This is a genomic window from Dactylosporangium sp. CA-139066 (assembly GCF_050936175.1).
Classification (GTDB): Bacteria; Actinomycetota; Actinomycetes; order Mycobacteriales; family Micromonosporaceae; genus Dactylosporangium.
This window is the reverse complement of record NZ_JBNJNH010000002.1, coordinates 871731-896615: the sequence shown is the minus strand read 5'-3', so window position 1 is coordinate 896615 and position 24885 is coordinate 871731. Positions and strand designations below refer to the sequence as shown.

Annotated in this window: 22 protein-coding genes and 2 pseudogenes; 9 read left to right on the top strand and 15 right to left on the bottom strand. The window is 71.1% G+C overall.

The features are described 5' to 3' along the window. Positions 1-2: 2 nt before the first annotated feature. A complete protein-coding gene (locus ACQEVU_RS48865; RefSeq protein WP_433336993.1) occupies positions 3-392 on the top strand; it encodes a PPOX class F420-dependent oxidoreductase in 390 nt (129 codons plus the stop codon). Between the two features lie 117 nt (positions 393-509). Here the strand turns inward: ACQEVU_RS48865 and ACQEVU_RS48860 are convergent, their stop codons facing one another. Together ACQEVU_RS48860 and ACQEVU_RS48855 are read right to left on the bottom strand one after the other, a co-directional pair. Then, positions 510-719, bottom strand: coding sequence for a BldC family transcriptional regulator (locus ACQEVU_RS48860; protein ID WP_344610657.1), 210 nt, complete (start codon positions 717-719; stop codon positions 510-512). A 766-nt stretch (positions 720-1485) separates the two neighbouring features. Beyond that, complete coding sequence (locus tag ACQEVU_RS48855) at positions 1486-2325, bottom strand: hypothetical protein (RefSeq protein ID WP_433336991.1); 840 nt, start codon at positions 2323-2325, stop codon at positions 1486-1488. Between the two features lie 144 nt (positions 2326-2469). On the opposite strand from ACQEVU_RS48855, the gene ACQEVU_RS48850 reads away from it, so the two are divergent. Further along, a complete protein-coding gene (locus tag ACQEVU_RS48850) occupies positions 2470-3528 on the top strand; it encodes a Glu/Leu/Phe/Val dehydrogenase dimerization domain-containing protein (RefSeq protein WP_433336989.1) in 1059 nt (352 codons plus the stop codon). 219 nt (positions 3529-3747) lie between these two features. Continuing rightward, a complete protein-coding gene (locus tag ACQEVU_RS48845; RefSeq protein ID WP_433336987.1) occupies positions 3748-3975 on the top strand; it encodes a DUF3073 domain-containing protein in 228 nt (75 codons plus the stop codon). A 270-nt stretch (positions 3976-4245) separates the two neighbouring features. On the opposite strand, the gene amcA is transcribed toward ACQEVU_RS48845, so the two are convergent. From amcA to ACQEVU_RS48820, 5 genes and pseudogenes are all read right to left on the bottom strand, one after another. Beyond that, positions 4246-4410 carry a multiple cyclophane-containing RiPP AmcA gene (amcA, locus tag ACQEVU_RS48840; protein WP_433339708.1) on the bottom strand — a complete coding sequence of 55 codons (165 nt, stop codon included), beginning with the start codon at positions 4408-4410 and terminating at the stop codon, positions 4246-4248. 6 nt (positions 4411-4416) lie between these two features. Continuing rightward, positions 4417-5518: pseudogene (gene amcB, locus ACQEVU_RS48835) on the bottom strand (cyclophane-forming radical SAM peptide maturase AmcB); the annotation flags it as partial. A 197-nt stretch (positions 5519-5715) separates the two neighbouring features. Next, positions 5716-6870: a phosphoribosylformylglycinamidine cyclo-ligase gene (gene purM / locus ACQEVU_RS48830; protein WP_433336985.1), complete on the bottom strand. Its 1155-nt coding sequence runs from the start codon at positions 6868-6870 to the stop codon at positions 5716-5718. A 58-nt stretch (positions 6871-6928) separates the two neighbouring features. After that, positions 6929-8497: an amidophosphoribosyltransferase gene (gene purF, locus ACQEVU_RS48825; protein ID WP_433336983.1), complete on the bottom strand. Its 1569-nt coding sequence runs from the start codon at positions 8495-8497 to the stop codon at positions 6929-6931. Between the two features lie 231 nt (positions 8498-8728). Beyond that, positions 8729-9082 carry a sterol carrier family protein gene (locus ACQEVU_RS48820; protein WP_433336981.1) on the bottom strand — a complete coding sequence of 118 codons (354 nt, stop codon included), beginning with the start codon at positions 9080-9082 and terminating at the stop codon, positions 8729-8731. 389 nt (positions 9083-9471) lie between these two features. On the opposite strand from ACQEVU_RS48820, the gene ACQEVU_RS48815 reads away from it, so the two are divergent. Next, positions 9472-11514: a carboxypeptidase-like regulatory domain-containing protein gene (locus tag ACQEVU_RS48815; RefSeq protein ID WP_433336979.1), complete on the top strand. Its 2043-nt coding sequence runs from the start codon at positions 9472-9474 to the stop codon at positions 11512-11514. An 858-nt stretch (positions 11515-12372) separates the two neighbouring features. Here the strand turns inward: ACQEVU_RS48815 and ACQEVU_RS48810 are convergent. The 6 genes from ACQEVU_RS48810 to ACQEVU_RS48785 form a co-directional block, all read right to left on the bottom strand. After that, on the bottom strand, positions 12373-12546 hold the full coding sequence (locus ACQEVU_RS48810; RefSeq protein WP_433336977.1) for a hypothetical protein: 174 nt from the start codon (positions 12544-12546) through the stop codon (positions 12373-12375). A gap of 21 nt (positions 12547-12567) precedes the next feature. Continuing rightward, the gene (locus tag ACQEVU_RS48805) at positions 12568-12741 is read right to left on the bottom strand and encodes a hypothetical protein (protein WP_433336975.1); all 174 of its coding nucleotides are present in this window, start codon (positions 12739-12741) and stop codon (positions 12568-12570) included. Positions 12742-12839: 98 nt separating this feature from the next. Next, a complete protein-coding gene (locus tag ACQEVU_RS48800) occupies positions 12840-13364 on the bottom strand; it encodes an NUDIX domain-containing protein (RefSeq protein ID WP_433336973.1) in 525 nt (174 codons plus the stop codon). A 154-nt stretch (positions 13365-13518) separates the two neighbouring features. After that, on the bottom strand, positions 13519-14442 hold the full coding sequence (locus ACQEVU_RS48795) for an anti-sigma factor RsbA family regulatory protein (RefSeq protein WP_433336971.1): 924 nt from the start codon (positions 14440-14442) through the stop codon (positions 13519-13521). Beyond that, positions 14439-15311: an MEDS domain-containing protein gene (locus ACQEVU_RS48790; protein ID WP_433336969.1), complete on the bottom strand. Its 873-nt coding sequence runs from the start codon at positions 15309-15311 to the stop codon at positions 14439-14441. Before ACQEVU_RS48790 ends, ACQEVU_RS48795 begins: the two co-directional genes overlap by 4 nt. A gap of 44 nt (positions 15312-15355) precedes the next feature. Continuing rightward, a complete protein-coding gene (locus ACQEVU_RS48785; RefSeq protein WP_433336967.1) occupies positions 15356-16138 on the bottom strand; it encodes a hypothetical protein in 783 nt (260 codons plus the stop codon). Positions 16139-16497: 359 nt separating this feature from the next. Here ACQEVU_RS48785 and ACQEVU_RS48780 point away from each other — a divergent pair. Then, positions 16498-17487 (top strand): annotated as a pseudogene (locus ACQEVU_RS48780) (helix-turn-helix domain-containing protein); the annotation flags it as partial. A gap of 73 nt (positions 17488-17560) precedes the next feature. After that, on the top strand, positions 17561-18379 hold the full coding sequence (locus tag ACQEVU_RS48775) for an HAD family hydrolase (protein ID WP_433336965.1): 819 nt from the start codon (positions 17561-17563) through the stop codon (positions 18377-18379). On the opposite strand, the gene ACQEVU_RS48770 is transcribed toward ACQEVU_RS48775, so the two are convergent. Both ACQEVU_RS48770 and ACQEVU_RS48765 read right to left on the bottom strand, forming a co-directional pair. Beyond that, positions 18299-18889: a peptide deformylase gene (locus tag ACQEVU_RS48770; protein ID WP_433336963.1), complete on the bottom strand. Its 591-nt coding sequence runs from the start codon at positions 18887-18889 to the stop codon at positions 18299-18301. The two genes, ACQEVU_RS48775 and ACQEVU_RS48770, sit on opposite strands and share 81 nt — an antisense overlap. A gap of 247 nt (positions 18890-19136) precedes the next feature. Continuing rightward, on the bottom strand, positions 19137-19580 hold the full coding sequence (locus ACQEVU_RS48765; protein ID WP_433336961.1) for a pyridoxamine 5'-phosphate oxidase family protein: 444 nt from the start codon (positions 19578-19580) through the stop codon (positions 19137-19139). Between the two features lie 259 nt (positions 19581-19839). On the opposite strand from ACQEVU_RS48765, the gene ACQEVU_RS48760 reads away from it, so the two are divergent. From ACQEVU_RS48760 to ACQEVU_RS48750, 3 genes are all read left to right on the top strand, one after another. Beyond that, the gene (locus ACQEVU_RS48760; RefSeq protein ID WP_433336959.1) at positions 19840-20952 is read left to right on the top strand and encodes a globin domain-containing protein; all 1113 of its coding nucleotides are present in this window, start codon (positions 19840-19842) and stop codon (positions 20950-20952) included. A 70-nt stretch (positions 20953-21022) separates the two neighbouring features. Next, positions 21023-21769 carry a CPBP family intramembrane glutamic endopeptidase gene (locus ACQEVU_RS48755; protein ID WP_433336957.1) on the top strand — a complete coding sequence of 249 codons (747 nt, stop codon included), beginning with the start codon at positions 21023-21025 and terminating at the stop codon, positions 21767-21769. A 28-nt stretch (positions 21770-21797) separates the two neighbouring features. Next, positions 21798-24722 (top strand): S8 family serine peptidase, encoded by a 2925-nt coding sequence (locus ACQEVU_RS48750; RefSeq protein ID WP_433336955.1) that lies wholly within the window; start codon positions 21798-21800, stop codon positions 24720-24722. Positions 24723-24885 lie beyond the last annotated feature (163 nt).

Sequence of the window (24885 nt, the reverse complement as noted above, 5' to 3'; positions counted from 1 at the left end):
GTATGACGAACAGCCCCGTAACAGTCGAGCGGTTGGGCGACGAACAGTATCTCCTGCTGACCACGTTCCGCCGTGACGGGACGGCTGTACCCACGCCGGTCTGGGCCGTGCGCGACGGCGAGGCGTTACTGGTGTGGACGGTGGGTGATTCCGGCAAGGTCAAGCGCATCCGCCGGGACGGTGCCGTCACCGTCGCGCCGTGCAACGTACGCGGCCGGACGAAGGCCGATCCGGTCCCGGCGCACGCGACCCTGCTCGGCCCCGAGGGCGGCGCGCAGGCGCGCGAGCTGATCAAGAAGAAGTACGGCATTCAGGGCCGCCTGTTTGTCTGGGCCAGCCTCCGCCGCCGCGGCGCCGACGCCACGACCGGCATTCGCATCACGCTGGTGTGAACGCGGCTATTCCAACAAAAGCAACGCGCTCGGATCACCGGGGGGTGACGATCCGAGCGCGTTGCGGAAAGAAGCGTGTCGTTTGGCGCCGGGAGGCGACGCGATGTACTGTCTGCGTCAGTCGCCTTGGCGTTGGGTCGGAATCTGGCCCTGGAGCAGGGCCCGCACCTCGGACTCGCGATAGCGACGGTGCCCACCGAGCGTGCGAATGGCGCTCAGCTTGCCCGCCTTCGCCCAACGGGTGACGGTCTTCGGGTCGACGCGGAACATCGACGCGACCTCAGCCGGTGTGAGCAACGGCTCAGGTTCATGCGTGCGAGATGGCATCGGTCACTCCTCCACAGGTACCCAGGAACGTCGGACGGGGTCCCGCCGGCCGACGCGTTTCCTATGGTCCGGCTAGTCCCCGATGTCCGACATGGGCCGAACGGCTGAAGGTCCCTGTATGGACGGATGATGAATAAGTGAATTTTCCCATTTTGGCGGCGCAAAATGGGATAAAAGGTGACCGATGACGACGGAGTGTGAGTGCCCAACCACGAATCTAGCTCACCCTCCGGGGTGACTGGTAGATCACAAACCCCACTCAATGAGTCATAACGGACACCACTAAGGTGCGATTCGGTTGCGGAGGGTGACACCCGATCGGGTGGGTGACGAACCGGGCATTTAGGTTCATCATTATCCGGGCTCGGGTCCGCGCAACTTGCGACCGTTCCTCCCGCGAGGAATCCCGGCCTCCGCCGTGCCAAGGGCGCGCGGCCTGGCGGTCGCGGTCAATCCCGACGCCGAGAATCTTTCACTGTCGCGCCACCCGATTCCGGCTCCAGCGCGTTTCCCCCGCCCCGGCGCAGCGGTCTACGGCATGCGTTGTCTTAGGACGCGCTGCGCTTTCGGGGGCTCTTATTTCGCCGGCTCACGTCTTTCGCGCGGCCGGCCGCTGCTTTGAGTGCGGTGTCTTCCGCCCTCGCCTCGCAGCCGACACCGCCGCAAGCGCCGCCCTACGTGCGCGCGCTCAAGCAGGCAAATACGAAATGTCGGATAAGTCGTGGCGCGTCAGCGCCCGACTTATCCGCTCAAGAGCGGCGCACGGTCAGTTGCAGCGCTCCAGCAGCTGCACGGCCCGCCAGCGATCAACCAGCTTTTCGTAGACCTCGGTGGCCGCGTCCGCGTCGCCGCGGGCCACGTTCGACAGGCCCGCCGAGACGAGGCCCGGCGAGTCGTCCGTCGCGAGCGCGTCGTCCGACATGAGATGCACCAGGCCGCCGTAGTCCAGCTCCACGATCGAGCGCGAATGGAACTCCTCGAGCCACCGCGCCGTCTCCTCCACCGCGACCGTGATCGGCGCATCCCCTATGGCCCGGCGCAGCACCGCGTATGCCCGGTGGGCCCGGCGGCGGGCCTTCGAGATCTCCGTGCGGTAGCGCAGCACCCGGCGGCCGGGGCGCAGTGACAGCTCGCGTTCCTCCAGGTCGACGAAGACGAACCAGCGCAGCGGCACACCCCAGGTTGCCACCTGCTCATGCACGCGCGGCAGGCCCCGCTCCAGGACGTGGTCCCCGCTGCGCCAGTCGTCGACGATGGTCTGGGCCAGGCCGGCGAGCACGGGGGGTACAAACGCGTCGGCAATCACGCTGGGAACGCCGTCCCGGGCGGTCAGTGCCGCCTCGGCGACCCGGATGCGCAGGTTCCACGGGCAGACGAGCAGCGTGTCGTCGGCCTCGAGGACGTAGGCCTCGTCGGGCAGGGCCGGCAGGCGGGTCCAGCCGGCGCCGAGCGCCTCGATCACGGCGGTCTGCTGGCGGCTGGGGCCGTCGGACAGCGCGACCGCGCGGCCCTCCTTGACATAGCGGCGCCAGTACAGCTGGTCGTCGCGGTCGAAGGCGGCCAGCGGCTCGTACACCCGAAGGTAGGACGTGAAGAGCGACGGCACGGCCCGATCGTCGCACGAAACCGGCGCACGACGCGAAGGCGCCCTCGAGCCCGTTGCTACGTGTCGGCGTTAGGGTCAGTTCACCGCACTCCGTGTACGGCGCCGTCTCACAAGGACGGGCCGTCAAACGCTCCGGGAGCTTCGATGGGTGTCTTCACGCACAATCACGAACAGGTCGTGTTCTGTCACGACCCGCAGTCCGGCCTGCGGGCCATCATCGCCGTGTACTCGACGGCCCTCGGGCCCTCGCTCGGCGGCACTCGCTTCTACCCCTACGCGACCGAAGAAGACGCGCTGCACGACGTGCTCGAGCTGTCGCGCGGCATGGCGTACAAGAACGCCCTCGCCGGGCTTGACCTCGGCGGCGGCAAGACCGTCATCTGGGGCGACCCGGACAAGGACAAGAGCGAGCCGCTTTTGCGGGCCTACGGGCGGTTCGTCCAGTCTCTCGGCGGTCGTTACTACACCGCCTGCGATGTCGGCACCTACGTGCAGGACATGGACGTCGTGGCCAAGGAGACCCGGTACGTCACCGGCCGCTCCGAGTCGCACGGCGGCGCGGGCGACTCCTCCGTCCTCACCGCGTTCGGCGTCTTCCAGGGCATGCGGGCCGCCGCCGAGCACCGCTGGGGCACCCCGTCACTCGCCGGGCGCCGGGTCGGCATCGCCGGCCTCGGCAAGGTCGGCAAGCACTTGACCCGCCACCTGCTCGAGGACGGCGCGGCCGTGGTCGCCACCGACGTGTCCGAGCGGGCCCGCGACTGGGCGGCCGCCACGTACCCACAGGTCGACCTGGTCGACAGCAACGAGGAGCTGATCGCCTCGGCGATCGACGTCTACGCGCCCTGCGCGCTGGGCGGCGCCCTCAGCGACGAGACCGTCCCGATCCTGCGCGCCAAGATCGTCGCCGGCGCGGCCAACAACCAGCTGGCCCACCCGGGCGTCGAGAAGCTGCTGGCCGAGCGGGACGTGCTCTACGCGCCCGACTACGTCGTCAACTCCGGCGGGGTCATCCAGGTGGCCGACGAGATCGAGGGGTTCAATTTCGCCCGCGCGAAGGAACGGGCCGGGCGGATCTACGACACCACGAAGCAGATCCTGCAGCTCGCGGACGCGGAGGGCGTCCCGCCGGCGCTCGCCGCGGACCACCTCGCCGAACGGCGGATGGCCGAGGTGGGTCGGCTACGTACCATCTTGGTGTAGACATGCACGGGGGCTCCGCGCGGGCGTGACGACCCGCCGACGACAGTGGTGCTTACCCGACCGGTCCGGTCGGGTAAGCAACGCCACCGAAATGGTCGGCAGGGGCGAGATGCCGAAAGGTGCCCGCGACATGTACCGTAAGAGCCACGAGAGATGCCTGACGTTGTCGGGGCCTGCCGGTAATGGCTGCCCCGTAATTCTGTGCGAGGGGGTCGAGCCATGGGGCGCGGCCGTGCGAAGGCCAAGCAGACTAGGGTGGCCAGGGAGTTGAAATATCACTCGCCTAACACCGACCTCGAAGCGTTGCAACGTGAGCTCGCGGCGGGCAGCCCTAAGTCACGCGACGACTACGCCGAGTATGACGGAGTCGACGAAGAGGCTGACGACGAGGACGACGACTACGACGACCCCTCTAGCGACAATGATTGGCGCTCACGGGGTCGTTGACCTTCGGTCAACCCGGCTCACGGGCACGTGGACAACCACGTGCCCGAGTCGTGTCCACAGCACCCGCACGGTTGCCGTTCTCTCGACGGCTCGCCATGTGGGTGTCTCGGCGTAGCCATCACCCCGAGGCGTTCCTTCACGCCCCGGGGTGTCCGAGGCCGGTCTCCTGACGGGCCTCGGCCGGATCCGGACGGCCCGGGCCCCCGCTCACACACGGCGCGGCGGCCCGGTCCGAGGGGACCGGGCGGCCGCTGCAGCGCGGGGCAACCCTCAACGGGGACGGTTGTTCCAGTTGTAGAACGTCGGAATGTTCTCGAAGTGGTTCCAGGCGCAGACGGCGCTCGCGCCATCCTGCCCGCTCGCCTCCGCGCGGGCGGCCCTCGCCGCGGCAGCCTCCTCGAGCAACGCACGAAGACCGTCTGCGGTCTCGTACACGCGCTCGGTGACCGGGTCAGCATGCTCCGGCATGGTCCAGCACTCCCTCCAGAAGGCGAATCTTGCTGTTCCGGCAGTGGTTCGTCTCGGTGGTGTCGAACCTGCCGTGCTCGAAGTAGCGGTTGGCCGCGTGCGCGCCGCCGCAGAAGCCGAAGTACGGGCAGCTGGTGCGGCACGCCTCGACGCCCCGCAGGTACTCCGGCACCCACCCCGCCGAGGTGGCCGCGCCGGCCAGGATCGTCGAGAGCGGGGTGTGCAGCACGTTGCCGGAGGAGAAGTCGCCGTACCGCGCGTCGGTGAACCCGGCGAGCTCGGGCGAGAGCAGGAACACGCGCCCGTCCGCGGCGATCGTCGGGATCGGGTCGAGGGCGGCCGGGAGGATGCCGTCGGCCGTGCCGGCGAGGACCGCTCCGGCGTACCGGAGCGTCCACTCGATCTCGCGCACGTGGATGCGCGGGTCGAGCCGCCACGCCGCCACCAGCTCCGCCCAGAACGTCCGCACGGCGTCGTCGCCAAAGTCGTTGGCGCGGGCGTTGACGCCCTCCTGCTCCTCGATGTTGATGCCGAGGACGTCGCAGCCGAGGTCGAGGAAGTACTCGTAGAGCCGCGCCGCCAGTCCCGGGCGAGGGTGCGACACCACGCAGAGTGCCGAGAACGGCACGCCGTGGCGCTGGAGCGCTTCGATGCCGTGCATGATCGTGCGGTACGCCGGAATCCCGCCCTTGTTCACCCGCTCCCCGTTGAGCTCCTCCGGCCCGTCGACGCTCACGCTGACCCGCACCTCGCGCTCGGCGAAGAACTCGCACCAGGCGTCGTCGATGAGGGTGGCGTTGGTCTGCACGTGGTGCTCGACGCCCGCGAACGGCGCCATCAGCTCGGCCAGCGCGGCCCGGCCGGCCGCCAGGGGCTCGCCGCCGTGCCAGACGACCGAGAAGCGCTCGTCGGCCGCCGCCCAGGGATTGACCGAGGCGGCGACGGCCGCGGCCACGGCGGGGCTCATGCGGTCGTTACGCGCCCGGAAGGGGAGGTAACAGTATGTGCAGTCGAGATTGCACAATGTCGTGGGTTGCATCACGACATAACCCGGGGTCGGCGAGATGCCCCGCATGCCGCTCCACGACACCGCCCCGTCCTCCTTTTGGGTGTAGGGACGTGTCGCTTCAGCCTAGGTCCATCCCCGCGCCGCGGTAAGCCCCGGTTGATCCGATACGCGTATTCCGACACGTGCACTTGCAAGTAAGAGACGCGCAAGGGGGCGGGCCCGGTTGTACCGGACGCCGCCCCCGTTTTACGTCATGCCTGACGTCAGCCGCGCGTGTGCGAGCCGACCATCTGCACCGTGCCGGTGCCCTCGATGACCTCGCCCACCTGCCAGGCGTCCAGGCCGCGGCCGGCCAGGAAGGCCAGCGTGCGGTCGGCGTCCTCGGCGGAGACCACGGTCAGCATGCCGATGCCCATGTTGAAGGTGCTCTCCATCTCCGAGTCCTCGATGCGCCCCTTGGTGCGCACCAGCTCGAAGATGGGCTGCGGACGCCAGGTCGCGCGGTCCACGACGGCGTCGACGTGCTCGGGCAGCACCCGGACCAGGTTGCCGGGGATGCCGCCGCCCGTGACGTGCGCGAACGCGTGGATGTCGCTCTCCTTGATCAGGTCGAGGCAGTCCTTCGCGTAGATGCGGGTCGGGGTGAGCAGCTCCTCGCCGAGCGTGCGCTGCTTGCCGAACTCGTCGATGACGCTGTCCAGCCGCATCCGGCCGGCGCCGAGCAGCACGTGGCGGACCAGCGAGTAGCCGTTGGAGTGCAGGCCGGTGGAGCGCAGCGCGATGACGACGTCGCCGACCTCGACCTTGTCGCGGCCGAGGATCGCGTCCTCTTCCACGACGCCGACGCCGGTGCCGGAGATGTCGTACTCGTCGGGGCGCATCACGCCCGGGTGCTCGGCGGTCTCGCCGCCCAGCAGGGCGCAGCCGGCGTAGCGGCAGCCGTCCGCGATGCCGGCGCCGATCTCGGCCACCCGGTCGGGCACGACCTCGCCGCAGGCGATGTAGTCGAGCAGGAACAGCGGCTCGGCGCCGCACGCGACCAGGTCGTCGACGACCATGGCGACCAGGTCGATGCCGACCGTGTCGTGGATGCCCATGGCCTGCGCGATGGCGAGCTTCGTGCCGACGCCGTCGGTCGAGGAGGCGAGGATCGGGCTCTTGTACTTCTTGAGGTCGAGCCGGAAGAGACCGGCGAACCCGCCGATGTCGCCCATCACCTCGGGCCGGTGGGTCCGGTGCACCTTGGTGCGCAGCAGCTCGACGGCCTGCTCGCCGGCGTGGATCGAAACACCCGCGTCCGCGTAGGTCACGGTCTTGCGGCGGCCCCGGCCGTTGCCGGCGCTCCACAGCTGCCGCTCGGGGGTGCTGCCCTGGCCGGTCTCGCCGGCCTTCTCGGCGCGCTCATCCACGTGCGTCACTTTCTCCCCTTTGATTGCCTCGCGGCGGCGGGCACCGCTGTATGTCTCGGGTGGGCGGTCACGGGCGCAGCAGTGCGCCGGAACCGCCGGGACTGGCGGCGACGCTGCTGATGGCGCCACCGTCGGTCGTGTTCGGCGCGGCCCCCGCGGCGCGCGCGACACCTTCCAGGACGTGCTTGCCGATCACGTTGTCGGCCGGTAGCTCGATCGGGTAACGCCCGTCGAAGCACGCGCTGCACAGCCGCGACGCGGGCTGCTCGGTCGCCGCGACCAGGCCGGCCAGCGACACGTACCCGAGGGAGTCGGCGCCGATCGAGCGCCGGATGCCCTCCAGGTCGAGCCCGTTGGCCAGCAGCTCCGCGCGCGTGGCGAAGTCGATGCCGTAGAAGCACGGCCACTTCACCGGCGGCGAGGAGATTCGCACGTGCACCTCGATCGCGCCGGCCTCGCGCAGCATGCGCACGATCGCGCGCTGGGTGTTGCCGCGCACGATGGAGTCGTCGACGACGATGAGCCGCTTGCCGCGCACGTTGTCGCGCAGCGGGTTGAGCTTGAGCCGGATGCCCAGCTGGCGGATGGTCTGGGACGGCTGGATGAAGGTGCGCCCGACGTAGGCGTTCTTGATCAGGCCGTGGCCGAACGGGATGCCCGACTCGGTCGCGTAGCCGATCGCGGCCGGGGTGCCCGACTCGGGTACGGGGATGACCAGGTCGGCCTCGACGGGGTGCTCCCGCGCCAGGGTGCGCCCGATGGCGACGCGGGCGGCGTGGACGTTGCGCCCCGAGATGGTGGTGTCGGGGCGGGCCAGGTAGACGTACTCGAACAGGCACCCCTTCGGGTCCGGGGTGCCGAAGCGGCTGGAGCGCAGCCCGTGCTCGTCGATCGCGATGAGCTCGCCGGGCTCGATCTCCCGGACCACGCTGGCGCCGACGATGTCCAGCGCCGCGGTCTCGCTCGCCACGACCCAGCCGCGCTCGAGGCGGCCGAGCACCAGCGGGCGGACGCCGTTGACGTCGCGCGCCGCATACAGAGTGTCCTCGTCCATGAAGACGAAGCTGAAGGCGCCGCGCAGGGTCGGCAGGACCTCGAGCGCGGCGGCCTCGACCGAGAGGTCGGGGCGCGCGGCAAGCAGGGCCGTCACCAGCGCGGTGTCGTTGGTGGCGTTGATCGAGTCGGGCTCCATCTCGGGGAGCTCGGCGACGCGGCGGGCCAGCTCCGCCGTGTTGACCAGGTTGCCGTTGTGCGCCAGCGCGATCGTGGTGCCCGCCCGGTCGCCGCCGGCGCGGGTGGAGCGCAGGGTCGGCTGGGCGTTCTCCCAGGTGGAGCCGCCGGTGGTCGAGTAGCGCGCGTGGCCGATCGCGATGTGGCCGCGCAGGCTCGCCAGGGTCGGCTCGTCGAAGACCTGCGACACCAGGCCGAGGTCCTTGTAGACCACCACACCGGATCCGTCGGAGACCGCGATGCCGGCCGCTTCCTGCCCACGGTGCTGCAGTGCATACAGCCCGTAGTAGGTCATCTTCGCGACCTCTTCGCCCGGCGCCCAAACGCCGAACACTCCGCACTTGTCCTGTGGACCTGGACGCTGGGGGTCGAGCTCGTGGCTCAACCGGCCATCGCCTCGGGGCACGTGCCGCTCCTGTCGTCGCAGTTGCCGGGGTGTGAGTGGCTGGTGTGTGAGATGGCTGCCGGATGGCTTCGAGATGGACGCGGGCCGGACGGCTGGTTTCGTCCGGCTGCTGGTCGACGCCTCGTCATACCGGGTCGCCGACGCGAAAACAGTGTACGCGAGGTTTCGGGCATGACGCAGAGCCACATTATGCGTGCGATTCGTAAGCAGTCTGCCGCACGCTTTGCGCAGTCACAAGGGTAGATAGGCCGATAAATCCGCCCGAACTCCGCTCGCTCTGATCTTCCCGGCCGTGACGGCTTCATGCCACGATTTCCGACCCGTGGCGATCTCGATCCACGTGGTCGGGTCCGTCTCCACAACGTTGGGTGGCGTACCTCTCGTATGTCTCGGCCCCTCGATGCACTGAATCGCGCCGTACGGAGGAACCCGGACCTCCACCGAACGTCCAGGTGCAAGTCGCCGCAGGTCGGCGAGGAGTTCACGGACGGCGTCGCGCAGGGCGGTACGGTCCGGATCGCCTCCGCCATTCAGTGCATCAAGGACGGTTTGCACCGTGTCGGAATATCGGTGCGGAGTGGACATACCGGGACGATACGACCGCCCTCGGCCCGGTCGCAACACATCGCGGCTTTCGCCGACCCCTCCGGACAGGGCATAGTTTGCTGCGGCGCACCATGCAAGGCGAGTCGTGCTCGCATGTTGGACCATAGATGGACATGCTCGGCAGTGACGCTCGGGTGAAAGTCAAGATCCGGAGGGGTGTGGACGTGACTGCGCACCGACGAGCCCTGCTGCTCAGAGCGGGGACGGTGGCCGTTCTAGCTTTTGGGGCCATTCTCGGCATCGGCACGCCGGCGTTCGCGGCCCTGACGATGTCGCTGTCCGGCACGCAGTTCGACATGTCGGCGGGCGACAGCAAAGCGTTGACGGTTACGCTCAGCGACGGCCCGGCTCCGAATGTAGATGTCACTGTGACAGTGCCGTCCGGGAATGGCAATATCACGGTCACTGCGAGCGGTATTCCCGACGGCGTCAGCTGCGGCAACGGCGGCGGCACCTCGGTGAAGTGCACCACGAGCGTCCTCGCCGATCCGGTGAAGATCACGTTCCAGATCGTGGCGAAGAGCCCCAGCGGCCTGCAGCCCGGCCAAAACCTGAGCAACCTCGAGGGCTCGGTCCAGGCCAGCGGCGCGGGCACCACCAAGTTCTTCGTCAACCTCAAGGGCCCCGCCGCGGCGCCGCCGACCTCGGCCGCCCCGACCACCGTGACCGAGGTCTCGGGCACGGTCACCGACTCGACGACGGGCAAGGGCCTCAAGGGCGCCACGGTCGTACTCCAGGACGGCGCCGGCCGCGGCAAGCAGCTCACGAGCGGCGACAACGGCGTCTTCAAGTTCGTCGGCACCGAGCAGTCGCCGATCGCCCCCGGCTCGATGACCATCTCGGCCGGCGGTGTGACCGGCTACTCGAACTTCTCCCGGGACGTGACCGGCGTGGCCGGCAAGAGCGTCACCAAGGTGACGATCGGCCTGCCGCTGCTCGAGGAGTCGCAGTCCCCGCCGCCGCCCCCGAGCGCCGGCGACCTGGCGACGCAGGCGTCCCCCGGCGGCGTGCAGCCCGCCGACAACGCGACCAACAACGCCTCCAACAACAGCGGCAGCGGCGTGTCGTGGATTCTCATCGCGCTCGGTGTACTGCTGGTCGGCTTCGGCATCGTGGCGATCGTGCTCCTGCTGCGCCGCCGCGGCGATGACGACGACGAGGACGAGGACGAGCCGGCCCCGCGCCGCGGCGGCCCCGGCGGCCAGCCGCGCCCCGGCTACCGCCCGCAGGCCGACCCGACGATGGTCGCCTCCATGGGCCCCGCCGCGACGATGGTCGCCCGCGGCGGCAACGCCAACGACGCCACGGCGATCGTCCGCCCGGGCCGCGCCTTCGACGACGTCCCCCCGGACCCGTACGGCGCTCCCCTGCCCGGCCCCGGGGGCTACCCGTCGGCCGGCGGCTACAACGACCGCGCCGGCTTCGCGAGCGGCGGCGTGGGCGGCCAGGGCGGCGGCTACGGCCCGTCCTCGCGCCCCCCGGTAGACCCGTACGCGCCGGACTACAACAACGGTGGCGGCGGCGGTTACGCCGACTCGACCCAGCGCTACGAGCCCGGCACCGGCGGCGCCAACTACGGCGCCCCGGGCGGCGGCTACAGCGGCGGCGGCAACGGCTACGACGGCCCGCAGGCCGGCGGCGGCTACGGCCCCGGCGGCGGCGCTCCGGGCGGCGGCAACGGCTACGGCGGCGGCAACGGCTACGACGGCCCGTCGGCCGGCGGCGGCTACAACGACCGCGGCGGCTACGGCACCGTCCCGTCGTCCGGCGGCCCCGGCGGCGGCAACGGCTACGGCGCTCCCTCGTCGGGCGGCGGCTACGGCGCCAACGGCTACGACGGCCCCCAGGCCGGCGGCTACGGTCCCGGCGCCCAGGGCGGCGGCGGTGCCGGCTACGGCGGCGGGAACGGCTACGACGGCCCCTCCGCGGGCGGCGGCTACAACGACCGCGGCGGCTACGACGGCCCGCAGGCCGGCGGCTACGGCGACCGGGGCGGCTACGACGGCCCGCAGGCCGGCGGCGGTTACAGCGACCGCGGCGGCTACGGCCCGAGCGCCCAGTCCGGCGGCTACAACGACGACTACGGCCCGAGCGCCGGCAGCGGCTACGGCCCCGGCGGCGCCCCCCAGGGTGGCTACAACGGTGCCGGCGGCGACTACGACGCCCCGCACGCGGGCCGCGGCGGCTACGGCGAGCGCGGCGGTTACGAGCCGGCGGCCGGTTACGAGCGCGACGGCTACGAGCGGGTCCCGGAACCTCCGCGCGCCGGCAACGGCTACAACGGCGGGGGCGGCGGCGACTACGAGCAGCGCGGCGGCTACGGCCCGGCGGCCGGTGGCGGCGGCGACTACGACGACGCCCGCCAGCGCGGCGGCGGCAACCGCCGGTCGCTGGACTGGCTGGACGACTGACCGCTCTCAACTCATGGCGATGGCCGACCGCGGCTTGCGGTCGGCCATCGGCCTGTCGGCGGGTTCTTCACCATCCACGTCGCCGCCGCTGAGCGCAGGCGAACCTGCGTTCCGCTGGCAGCCGTGACCGTTGCCCGCTGGGCATCGCCGCGACCGGGGCAGGTCATCGTGGTCGGGGCGGCACAGCGTGATGGCGCCGTCGGAGCGGGTGCGCCGCTCTGGCCCTCCGAGCCGGCTCGACATCGCCGTGATCGGGCAAGTCGCCGTGGTTGGGGCGATACAGGCCGGCGGCGCCATCGAGGCGGCCGCCGCTCTAGCCCTCCGAACCCGATGGCCGCGCCGATCGCTGGCCGCTCGGATCGCTGGCCGCGCCGACTGCTCGGATCGCTGGCAGCACGGGACCGTTGTCGGCTGGACATCGCCGTGATCGGGCAACCCGATGGCCGCGCCGATCGCTGGCCGCTCGGATCGCTGGCAGCACGGGACCGTTGTCGGCTGGACATCGCTGTGACCGGGCAACTCGATGGCCGCGCCGATCGCTGGCCGCTCGGATCGCTGGCCGCGCCGACCGCTCGGATCGCTGGCAGCACGGGACCGTTGTCGGCTGGACATCGCCGTGACCGGGCAAGTCGCCTTCGTCGGAGCGCCTCGAGCCGAACGGCGCCATCAGGGCAGGCGCACGGAAAGTGCCCAGACACGATCCGATTCGTGACGAATCGGATTTATAACCCGACAGGCGAAAAATCCGAAAAGTCGTGGCGCGCCAGCGCCCGACTTTTCGCATCAACAGCGGCGGACGCGGAGCGCGAAAGAAAAAGAAAGGGACGGCGCCCAGCCGTCCCTCTCGCTGGCGGTGGTTCAGTCCCCGTCCTCTTCCCGGAGCGCAGCCTCGTCATCGAGCAAAGCGGCGGCGCCCGGCTCGCGGAGGTCGAGGTCGTTGCGAGTGTTGCGGGAGTCCCGAAGGTGCCGGGGCCGGTACTCGTCCCCGTCCTCGTCCGATCGGCGCAGGACCTTCGTGTGGCGTCGCATCATGGTTCGGCGGTTCCCCGTGTGCTATTTCGTGTTGGGTGTGGCGGCGCGGCAGGCGGCGTCCAGCTCCAGGTTGGCCGGCGCCGTCGGCCGCGGGTGCGTCACCCGGAGCCAGCGCACCTTTCGCAGCATCCGCGTCGCCGGTCCGGCGGCCCGATGCCTGGCGACGTGGCCGTTGCGACCTCGTTCGATCCTCACGCAACCGAGTGTGCCGAAGCGGCGACGCATTCGTTAGAGCACGAACAGTCCTTGGGTGCGGTCCGTCCGGTTTCCCCCGATAGAAGGTGAGTACCGGATCAGGCCTCGCTGAGTAAGTGGCCGAACTCGGCGTGCAGGAGGCGGCCGGTCTCGACTGCCCTCGATGCCAAAGATAGCCGCCGGTACAGCGACGGGCGTAGATCAGGCCGAGCATCCGAAAGTGTCGCCCAACGATATCCCGTCAGTTCGTCGGCGGCCGGGCGGATTTGCTCCGCGGAGGAGAGTTCGCCGCCGTCGAAGACGAACTGCACCTGGTCGCTCCACGGGCCGCGGCCGGGGGTCCAGTCGACGACCAGCAGGCGGCCGGGCGGGCGGGTCAGGCCGATCTCTTCCGCCACCTCGCGCGTGCAGGCGGCCGACGGCGGCTCGCCGGGTTCGACGATGCCGCCGGGGATGTCCAGGTACGGCTTGTAGTTTGGCACCACGAAGAGGATCCGGCCGGCCGGGTCGCGGATCAGGGCGCCGGCCGCCACCGTCTTGTGCGCCATCCGCTTGGCCACGCCGGGGTGGAACTCCCGTTCCGGCTCGCCGTCGAGTTCGAAGTCCGCGCTGAAGTCGCTCATCGCCTCGGATTCAACTCCTCAAGGCGGCGCGGCGTCCATCCAATGGGGTACGCCGGTCCGGCGCGGAAGCGAACACGTCCGCTGATGGTGACGGTCATTGCCGGAGTGCAAAGGTGCAATGAATGAGCGAAAGGGGGGATGCAGATAGCAATTGCTAGATATCCCGCCTCATGTGCAGGCGCACGGTTGTGCCGGGGCCGTCCGTGCGCATTTCGAGCAGATCGCAGATCTGGCGGGCGATCCACAGGCCGTGGCCGCGGCCGGCGTGCGGGTCGGCGCGCAGGAATCCGAGGAAGTTGTCCACGGCGGTGCCGGCGTCGCTGATCTCGCAGACGACCCGGCGGTCGGTGGCCCACATGCGGGCCTCGCCGTGGCCGGCGCCGTGGCGCACCGCGTTGGTGGCAACCTCGTTGACGGCCAGCGTGAAATCGTCGAGGCGGTCGGCCGGGACGCCGAGGCGCACGGCGTGGTCGGCGACGAACTGGCGTACCGGAGCCATGTCCACGAAATGCGGGAGCCACTCGACGCCGCTGGTCGGGCGCTCCAGCAGCGGGACGTTGTGCTCGGCGTAGTAGGAGGCCGGGTCGGCGTACGCGGCGCTGACCTCGCTGCCGGTGCCGACCGCGAGCGCGGGGTGGGTGCGCCGGGCGTCGTCGAGAATGGCCGTGGGCAGGGAGCGCCGGTCGTAGCCGCACATCAGCCAGGCCCGCGCGTCAGCGAGGGCGACGTTCATCACCGACTCGTAGCGGCCCCACTCGGTGGTCTCCAGCGGGTCGCGGCCGGCCCAGACCGGCTCGCCGAGCACGCGCAGGATGCCGGTCGAGCCGGGCAGTGAGTCGATGCGGCGGTGATGGGCGTTGAGGGTGCGGCCGGGGGAGTCGAACCAGCCGTCGGCGGACAGGAACGAGACCCGCTCGGTGTCGTTGTCGAGGTGCTCGCGCAGCAGTTCCTCGTTCTCCGCAGAGGTGACGGCCAGGACGGTGTCGCCGCGGTGCAGCCCCTCGCGGACGAACGGGATCGCCGCGGCAAGGAACGCCGACGGCGAGTCGAACAGCAGGGCCTGGTGAATCAGGGTCACGGCAATTCGTCCGCCGGCTCGAGTTTCCAGTCCATGATCGACAGCACCCGTCGCATTGCCGGCGGGATGCCGCGGGCCATCACCCGGCGCTCGGGCGCGAGCGACTCGGCGAAGCGCACCAGCGCCCGGATGCCGGCCACATCGACGAAGTCCAGATCGGCGAGGTCGAGCACGAACCACGGCTCGCCGGCCGGCCAGGCGGCGGCCTGGGCGAGGGCGTCGGCCAGCGGCGCGGCCGTCGCGTCGTCGACCACCCCGCCGATACGCAGGCCGCGCGGGGAGTAGGTGGGCACGATCCGCAGCCGGCGGTCGTCGTGCAGCGGGTCGATGCGCACCACGCCGGCGTGGTGGGCCAGCAGCGCGGGGAGGTCCGCCGTGGCGAAGATCCGTTCGTCGTACTGGCAGACCGCGGCCAGGTCGCCCGAGTCCACGACGGTCGAGGCGACCCCGGACTCGTACTCGTGCAGCCGCACGTGGGTGGGGGCCCCGCGCAGCGCCCAGCTCATCTCGCCGGTCAGCCGCAGGCCCTGGAACCCGGCCGCCCGCGCGTCGCGCACGGCGTCGCGGATGCCCACGACCACCTCGGCCGGGTCGAAGGCGCCATCGCCGGCCGGGCGCACGTCGAGCTGGCCGCGGGCGATCGCCAGCGCGCCGTCGACGCTGTGCGGGCCGAGCCAGGCGTCGATGGCGTCGGCGTGGGTGCGGTCGGCGAAGTACAGCACGCGCTCACCGCGGCGCAGGCCGTCCGCTATGTACGCCGAGACCACCTCCCGCTGCTCCGCCTCGCTGGCGAAGGGCAGACAGAGGTGGTCGCCGGGGCGGATGCGCCCGGCATGCATCGTGGAGATCGCGTCACTGATGGAAGTCAACCTAACCCGTGTACCCAACTCCCGCCGGGTGGGAAACACAGGTGTCAGTGCGAGCGGATGCAGCAGGTGGAGCAGACCTTGGGCGTGGGCAGCGTGAAGGCCAGGCAGCAGGTGCGGCGCTGGATGTCCAGGCCGCCGCCCGGGCGCTCGGTCAGGTCGACCAGATCCTCGGCGCCGAGGGCGCTCAGCAGCCGCTCGGCGATCTGGATCGTCGGGCCGGGCAGCGAGTCGGCGGCGCGGGACAGCCCGTAGGCCACGCCGGAGGCGACCGAGCCCCACAGCGTGCGCCGGCCGAGGTGGACCCGCTTGCGGAACTCCTCCAGCAGCGGATCGAGGTGCGCGTCGACCAGCGAGCGGCGCAGCACGCCGAGCAGTTCGGCCTCGTCCTCGACGATGAGCAGGCCGGGCGCGTCGGTGGCGACGATCGGGTCGGTGGCCAGCACGGCGGTCACCGGGGCGTGCAGGCCGAGGGTGAGGAACGGCTGCCGGTCGGTGTAGCGCACGAGCACGTGGTCGGGCGTCATGAGCGGCACGCGCCGGGACGCGGCGAAGCCGAGGACCGCCGGCAGGGCCGCCCAGTAGGAGTAGCACTTCCACGCGAGCGCGGCGGCGGCGTGCGGCTGCGCATTCCAGCGCCGGGCGGCGGTCGCGAGCAGATCGGTGACGTCGATCTCGGCGGCGGGGCGCCAGCCGGCGTCGGCCGGGGCCACCAGGCCGGGGGCCAGCCCCTGGAGTGAATCCTTGCCGTGCCGGTGCCGCAGCGCGCGCAGCGTCGCCACCACCGGCGCCAGGGGCCCGACGCCCTCTCGGCTGATGAGCGCGGTCACGTTGGGTCGCCGATGCGGGCCGGGGGCACGGCGCGACCGCACCGCTGCGCGATGCTTGTCGTGTGCGTGCGGCTGGTGCTCACCACCGGTGCGTACCCCCAGATCTGCCTGCCAAGCGCCCACCATACAGCTATTAGGTAAGGCTAACCACCCTAACCCTGTCGGAAGTAGGCAGGCCGGATGTCGTAACTTAGCGTCACGGCGTCGGAGGCGGGTGGTGACCAAAAGAGGTTGATCAACACCGATGGCGCGGTGTTGTCAACCAGTTTGTCAGGAATCTGTCCCCCTGACCTGGTCCGGAGCCGGACTCGTGGACACTAACCGGACAGGGGCCGTCTCCCTGTAGGGCTGGGCCGGACATGACCACGAGCGATCCATCTCCCGTGCAGCGGGCGTCGGATGCGTTCGTTGCAGAGTTCGCGCGGTGGCGCGTCGAGCGCGGCATGTCCAAGAAGCAGCTGGCCGCCGCCATGGGCTTCGACGCCTCCTACGTCAGCCACGTCGAGGCCGGCCGCCACCGCCCCACCGAGGACTTCGCGCGCCGCGCCGAGGCGATCCTGCAGAGCGGGGGCACGGTGTGGCAGCGGTACAAGGAGTACGACGAGCTGCGCGCCACGGCCCGCAGCCGGGTCGGGGTGCCCGGGCGCGACCCGCCGGTGCCCGACCAGTGGCTGCCGCCCGGCACGGGGCTCGTCGTCGAGCGGGAGACCGCCCGGCTGTCGTACGTCGACGGGAAGTACCGCTGCACGGTCCGCCGCGCGCTGTACAACGCCGGCACGGAGCCGATCACGCGGTACCTCGTCAGGATCTCCGTCGACCGCTACCCGGACGACCCGGCGCGTTCCAACCGCCACCACCACGACCACCCGCTCTCGCTCGACGAGCTGTCGCTGGTGGCCTCGTGCGCCGGTGAGCCGATGGAGTGGCGGGCCAAGACCGACCGCGACACGCTCAAGGAGCTCTGGCTGCTCTTCGAGAACGCGCAGGGGCGATTCCCGCTGTACCCCGGGCAGCGCACCACCATCGCGTACTCCTGGCACATCGGCATCGACAAGTGGGGCAACTGGTTCGAGCGGGCGATCCGCCTGCCGACCCGCCACCTCACCGTCGAGGTGGAGTTCCCGGCCCGGATGCGGCCGGTGGTGTGGGGCGTGCAGACGTCGCTGTCGGCCGAGGAGGTGCCGCTGCGCACGCCGATCACCCAGGAGCTGTCGGAGGACGGGCGCGCCGTCTTCTCCTGGCACACCGAGGCGGCCACGCTGCACGACTACTACCGGCTGGAGTGGCGATTCCGCGGCAGCCGGCCGGAGGGCGCCGTCGAGGAGCCCGACGACGACTGGGCCGGACCGCCCTATTCGCCGGGGGTTGGACACCAACTGTCCGCCTGAGTACCGCCCGCGGGCCGTCGCTACGATGGCCCGCGTGGCGGTTGCGGTCCTGTTCGACCTTGACGGCACGCTCATCGACAGCGAGCCCATCTGGGGCGCGGCGAACACCGGCCTGGTGCGCTCCCGCCGCGGCCGGATGACCGAGGAGCTGCTGCGTGCCCTGAGCGGCCTCGACGCGACGCTCGCGATGCGGCGCATCCACCGGTACTTCGGCTGGTCCGGCTACGACGTCGCGACCGACGTGGCCTTCGTGCAGCGCCGGGTCCGCGCGGCGTACGCGCGCGGCGTGCACTGGCTGCCGGGCGCCCGCGAGCTGCTGGCCGAGGCGCGCACCGCCGGGCTGGCCACGGCGCTGGTCACCTCGACCTATCGCGAGCTCGCCGGCTACGTGGTGGCCGAGGCCGGCCCGGGCGCCTTTGACGCGGTGGTCTGCGGCGACGACGGGCACCGGGCCAAGCCCGACCCGGCGCCCTACCTCGCCGCCGCGGCCGCGCTCGGGCTGCGCCCGGCCGACTGCGTCGCCGTCGAGGACTCGGCGCTCGGCGTGGCCAGCGCGCACGCCGCCGGCTGCGCGGTGCTCAACGTCGCGCCGGTGGTGCGCTCCGACCTGGCGCACGCCTGGGCGCCGTCGCTGGAAAAGGTCGGCGTCGGCGAGCTCCTGGGCGCCAGGACGCTGGCGGGATTGAGTGTGAGCGAAGCGAGCATGGGGGGTCCGGGGTGGGAACCCCCCGGCGCGCCCGAGCGAAGCGAGCGCCAGTTGCGTTTGTCAGTGCTACGCCATCGACAGGGCGGGGGCGCCGGGTTCGACGTGGTCGACGCACAGCACGCCGCCGAGGTGGTCCACCTCGTGTAGCGCGTCGCCGGCCAGGCGCCCGCGGTCGAACCTCACGATCGCCTCGTCGCCGGCCGGCGTGCGGTAGCTGATGACCGCGGTGCGCGGGCGGCGCAGCGCGCAGCGGAAGTCGAAGAAGCTTAGGCAGCCCTCGGACCGCTCCTCCTGGTCCCGGCGGGCCGGCGGCCCGATCTCGAGCACCTGCGGGTTGATGAGCACCAGCTGCGGCTCGCCGGCGACCCGGAAGATGGCGATCGAGCGCGGCTCGCCGATCTGCGGCGCGGCCAGGCCCATCGCGCCGGTGCTGAAATCGTGCACCCGCTGGACCGCGTCCGCCACCGCGCTGAGCCGGGCCAGAATCCGCAGGGCCTCATCGCATTCGTCCGGCAGTACGAACGGGCGGGTGGCGGTTGTGAGAATCGGATCGCCCAGCTGCACGATCCCGAGCGCCGCCATCACCTCGCTCGGCCGGCGGGCGCCGAGGCGCTGCTCCGGCATCGTCCTGCTGTCATCGGCCACGTCGCTGGTCATCGCTGCTCCTCCCCAGAGGCGGTTGTGCCAATCGCCACGTGAATGGGGCGCGAGCCGAGCGTGCAAACGGTACGCGGCTGGCGGGCCGCGACGCGAAGAATCGTACGGTGCGAAGACGGAAATGCGTCGGCCCGGCTCAGCGCCATCCACCCAGTGTGAGTGGCGCCGAGCCGGGTGTGAACCCCTATAGGTCTCGTTGAACGTGAATGAATGCGTGCGATTCTTTACGTCTTATCGTGCGTTTAGGTCAGTCGAGCTCGCCGGCGGCGGAGATGTACGCCTCCTCGACGTAAACGGTGATCCAGCGCGCCGGCCGGCGATCCGCCACGAGATCGAGGGACGGGTCGAGGTTCAGCGCGTGGTACGCCCGGCGCATCGCGTCGTCGTCGAGCACCTTCGCCTGGCCGCTCACGTGCAGGCCGATCGCGCCCCGCGCGAAGTCCACGAAGAGCAGGCTCACCCGCGGATCGCGGCGGATGTCCGCCATCGCGCCGGCCAGGCTCTCGTCGTCGAACTCCGGCCAGGCCAGCCGGTTGACGTCGAGCACCCGCACGAAGCCCGGGCCGCCGGTGACGAAGGTGCAGTCGTGCCCGTCGTCCGGCTCCCCGGTCGCGACGAACATCATCTCCTGCCGGCGGACGAAGCTCTGCATGCGCTCGTCCAGCTCGGCGAGGACTTCACGATCGGACACGGTTGGCACGGTGCACCTCCGGATGCTGCGAACGCCTGTGCACACCGTGGCATTGCGGTGGCGGGGGGTAGCCGGACAGCCGGTGCGACACCCTCCGTTCGGTGGAGGCGCGGCCGCGTTGTCCAGCCCCCGCGACCGGCGCGTCACGGGGAATGTGAGGCCCGCACACGCCTCGTCGCACATCCAGTGCGATGCGTGGTCATCCCAGGTAGTGACCCTGATTCACAGACGGCACCTACGTTGACCGCGAAGGGCACCGATGAGCAATCTGTCGCGATTATTGAAGGAGAGCTGGACACTCGTCGAGGAACAGCAGGACAAGCTCGCCAGCTACTTCTACGCGCGCATGTTCCTCAGCAACCCGCAGCTGCGGGACCTGTTTCCGGTGCAGATGGACGTCCAGCGCTCACGGCTGCTCGGCGCCATCGTCACCGCCGTGCAGACGGTCGACGACCCCGACCGGTTCGGGGAATACCTGGAGTCGCTCGGCCGGGACCACCGCAAGTTCCACGTCCAGTCCGAGCACTACGACACGGTCGGCGACGCTCTGCTGGAGGCGCTGCGGGTCTTCGCCGGCGACCAGTGGACGATCGAGTTCGAACAGGCCTGGCGCGACGGATACAAGGTCATCGCCGAGCGCATGATGGCCGGCGCCGAGGCCGACTCCACCAACCCGCCCTACTGGCACGCCGAGGTGCTGTACCACGAGCGGCGCAGCCGCGACATCGCCGTGATGACCTGCCGCCCGCTGAACGAGCTGGAGTACCAGGCCGGCCAGTACGTCAGCGTCGAGACCAAGTACCAGCCGCGGCTGTGGCGCGCCTACTCGATCGCGAACGCGCCGCGCAAGGACGGCTCCCTCGACTTCCACGTCCGCGCGGTCGGCGCGGGCTGGGTCTCCTCGGCGCTGGTACGCCGGGTGCAGCCGGGCGACATGATCCGCCTGGGCGCCCCGATGGGCCAGATGACGCTGGACCGCCGCTCCACCCGCGACGTCGTGTGTGTCGCCGGCGGCACCGGCCTCGCCCCGGTCAAGGCGCTCATCGAGGAGATGACCCGCGCCAACCGGACCCGGTGGGTGCACGTCTTCTTCGGCGCCCGGGACCGCGACGACCTCTACGACCTGGCCTGCCTCAACCGCCTGGCCGCGCGCTACCCGTGGCTCTCGGTGGTGGCGGCCACCAGCGAGGACCCCGAGTTCCCCGGCGAGCACGGCAACGTGTCGGACATCGTCGCCCGATACGGCCCGTGGAACGACCACGACTTCTTCGTCTCCGGCTCGGCGGCGATGGTCCGCGCGACGCTGCGCACCCTTGCCGAGATGCAGGTTCCGGCCATCCGGATCAAGTACGACGCCTTCGGTGACAGCTGATCGCGGGCGGGCCGTCGTGGTGCGGTGACGGCCCGCCCGCGTTCGCGCTGAGCGCCAGTATCTTTGTGCCGTGATCGACAGACGGGCCCTGCGGTCCGAGATCCTGCTCGTGCTCGGTGTGTCGCTGGGGGCCTCGGCGGTCTACTCGATCATCAGGATCATCGACCGGCTGACGTACGTCGCGCCGCTGTCCCAGCAGACCGCGACGCTCAATCCGACCGTGGTCGCCGACCGGCCCTGGCTCGACCTGATCTACCAGCTCTACTACATCGCGAGCCCGCTGGTTCCGGCGCTGCTCGCGGTACACCTGCTGCGCCGTGACCACAATCCGCTCGACATCGGCATCGACCGGACCCGCCCGCTCGGCGACCTGTGGCGGGGCGCCGCCCTGGCCGCGCTCATCGGCCTGCCCGGCCTCGGGCTGGTGTGGGCGGCCCAGCAGCTCGGCATCAGCGCGAAGATCGTGCCCGAGGCGCTGGGCACCCACTGGTGGTCGGTGCCGGTCCTGATCCTCTCGGCCGTCGAGAACGGCGTGCTCGAAGAGGTCGTCATGATCGGCTACCTGCTGACCCGGCTGCGCGAGCTGGGCTGGGCGGCGTGGCCGTCGATCGTCACCAGCGCCGTGATCCGCGGCTCGTACCACCTCTACCAGGGCTTCGGCGGCTTCATCGGCAACTTCGTGATGGGCCTGGTGTTCGGCTACTTCTTCCACCGCACCCGGCGCGTCCTGCCGCTGATCATCGCGCACTCGATCCTCGACATCGTGTCCTTCGTCGGATACGCCCTGCTCAAGGATCATTTGTCGTTCCTGAGATAGGGCAAATCCGGACAATTACCCTGACGATGTGCGCCGAATCCTTCTCGTTATCACCCTGCTGCTGACCGCGGCGGTATTTGTCCCGTCGCCCGCCGCCGCCCGCTCCGCCGCGTCGCTCTACATCGTGCAGCTGGCCGGGGAGCCCGCCCTGCGCACGGAGAGTGCCCGGGCCGCCATTCGGGCAAACCGGGATACGGTACTGCGAACAGCCGGCATCCCGAAGCCCGTCCGCGACTACGAGACCGTCTTCAACGGCTTCGCCGCCGCGCTCACCCCCGAGCAGCGGGACCGAGTCGCCCGGACGAAGGGCGTCCTGCGGCTCTGGAAGAACGAGCGGCGCACCATCGACGAGAAGCGTGACGAGAAGCTCATTCCCGAGGATTCAACGCCCGCCTTCCTCGGCCTCGCCGGCGACGGCGGCGCCTGGGAGCAGCAGTTCGGCGAACCGGAGCACGCCGGCGAGGGCATGATCATCGCCGACATCGACACCGGCTTCTGGCCCGAGAACCCGAGCCTGGCCGCGCTGCCCGAGCCCCGCCCCGACCAGGCCGAGATCGCCCGCAAGTGGAAGGCCGGCGTCCCCGGCCGGTGCGACAAGGGCCAGGGCGCGCCGCAGCAGCAGGTCACCTGCAACAACAAGGTCATCGGCGCGCGGTACTACAACCTCAGCGGCTTCGGCGACTGGACGGGCGAGTACCAGTCCCCGCGCGACTACGACGGCCACGGCACGCACACCGCGACCACCGCCGCCGGCGACCACGACGTGCCGGCCACCATCAACGGCGCCCCGGTCGGCAAGGTCTCCGGCATGGCCCCGGCCGCCCGGATCGCGGTCTACAAGGCGCTGTGGCGCCAGGCCGACGGCGAGGGCTCGGGCGGCACCGTCGACCTGCTCGCCGCGATCGACGACGCGGTCGCCGACGGCGCCGACATCATCAACTACTCGGTCTCCGGCTCGAGCGCTCTCGTCGTCGACCCGATCCAGCTGGCCTTCTACAACGCCGCCGCGGCCGGCGTGTTCGTCGCCGCGTCGGCCGGCAACTCCGGACCGGACGCGTCCACCGTCGCGCACAACGCGCCGTGGGAGATGACGGTCGCCGCGAGCTCGCACGACCGCGGCTCGCTCAAGAGCGTGACGCTGGGCAACGGCAAGACGTACGAGGGCGTGGGCCAGGGCCCGGCCGTGCCCGACGCCCCGCTGGTCGACTCCGCCGGCGCCGGGCTGGCCGGCGCGGCGCCGGACAAGGTCGAGCTGTGCTACCCCGGCGCGCTGGACCCGGCCAGGGTCAAGGGCCGCATCGTGCTGTGCAAGCGGGGCGTGAACCCGCGCGTCGACAAGAGCGTCGCGGTGCGCGACGCCGGCGGCGTGGGCATGATCCTGTACAACCCGAGCGAGAACTCCCTCAACGCCGACTACCACGTGATCCCGACCGTCCACGTCGACCAGGCGGCCGGGGCGGCGATCAAGGCGTACGCCGCGACGGCCGGCCCGCACGCCGCGCTCTCCGCCACCACCAACACCGTGCCGCGCGCACCGGCGGTCGCCGCGTTCTCCTCGGCCGGCCCCGCCGAGGCCGGCGACGGCGACCTCATCAAGCCCGACATCACGGCCCCCGGCGTCGACATCGTCGCCGGCGTCGCCCCGCCCGGCCACCACGGCAACCTCTACGACGCCGAGTCCGGCACCTCGATGTCCAGCCCCCACATCGCCGGCATCGCCGCGCTGCTGCGGGCCAGGCACCCGGGCTGGTCGCCGGCCGCGGTGAAGTCGGCGCTGATGACCACGGCGAGCACCACCGACAACTCCGGCGGGCCGATCCAGCGCGGCACCGGCGACGCCACCCCGCTCGACTACGGCTCCGGCCACGTCCGCCCGGCCCTGGCCTTCGACCCCGGCCTCGTCTACGACGCGAGCGCGCCGGACTGGGCGCGGTACGCCTGCGGCCTGGGCCAGATGCAGCTGGTCAGCGACTGGTGCCCGATCGTCGGCACCAGCGACCCCAGCGACCTGAACTACCCGTCGATCGGGATCGGGTCGCTGCCCGGCACCCAGACCGTCACCCGCTCGGTCACCAACGTCACCGACCTGCCGAGCGTGTACGCCGCCGCGGTGACGCCCCCGCCCGGCACGACCGTCGAGGTCAGCCCGCCGACGATCACGGTGCCGCCCGGGCGGACCGTCTCCTTCAAGGTGACGGTCCGGCGCACCGACGCGGCCTATGGGAAGTACACCTTCGGCGCTTTGACCTGGACGGACCTGCGCGGGCACGCGGTGCGCAGCCCGATCGCGGTGCGGCCGGTCGCCCTGTCCGGTCCCGGCGAGGTCACCGGGAGCGGCGCCGCCGGCCACACGGCGATCGACCTGCTGGGCGGTTACGCGGGCACGGTCACCGCCCGCGCGTACGGCCTGGCCGCCTCCGAGGTCCACGAGCAGAAGCTGATCGGCAGCACGGCGGCGTTCAACTCGGCCGCGCCGGGCATCTCGCCGGCGATCTCCGCCTTCGAGTTCACGCTGCCGCCGGGGGCCAAGCTGGCCCGCCTGTCGACGTACGCCGCCGACGTGGCCCCCGGGACCGACCTTGACCTGTACGTGTACCAGGGCGACAAGCTCGTCGGGCGCAGCGAAGGCACGACGGCGGACGAGGAGGTCCCGCTGACCGGCGGGTCGGGGACCTATCAGGCGTACGTCGTGCAGTTCTCGCTGCCGCCGAACCTCGCCGAGCAGTCGGTGAAGGCCCACCTCTTCGTCGTCGACGCCCCCTCGAAGGGCAACCTCACGGTGACCCCGGCCCAGCGCCCGGTCAGCCCGGACGAGCCGCTGCCCTTCGACGTGGCGTGGCGGGGCCTCGACCCGGCGAAGCGCTACCTGGGCCTGATCGAGTTCGGCGACGGCGTGGCGGCTCGGGCCTGGACCACGGTCGCGATCGGCCCCCAGCCGCCGACGATTCCCTAGTTCGTGGCCCGGAGACTCAGGCGTGGCGGCGCAGGAACTCCTCCAGCGCCGCCGCGACCGTCTCCGCCGCGTTGACGGGGGACATTCGGGTCCGCCGCAGGAAGAGCGCCATCGCCGACACCTGCCCGACCAGCCCGGACGTCGACCGGCTGGCGGCTCGCGG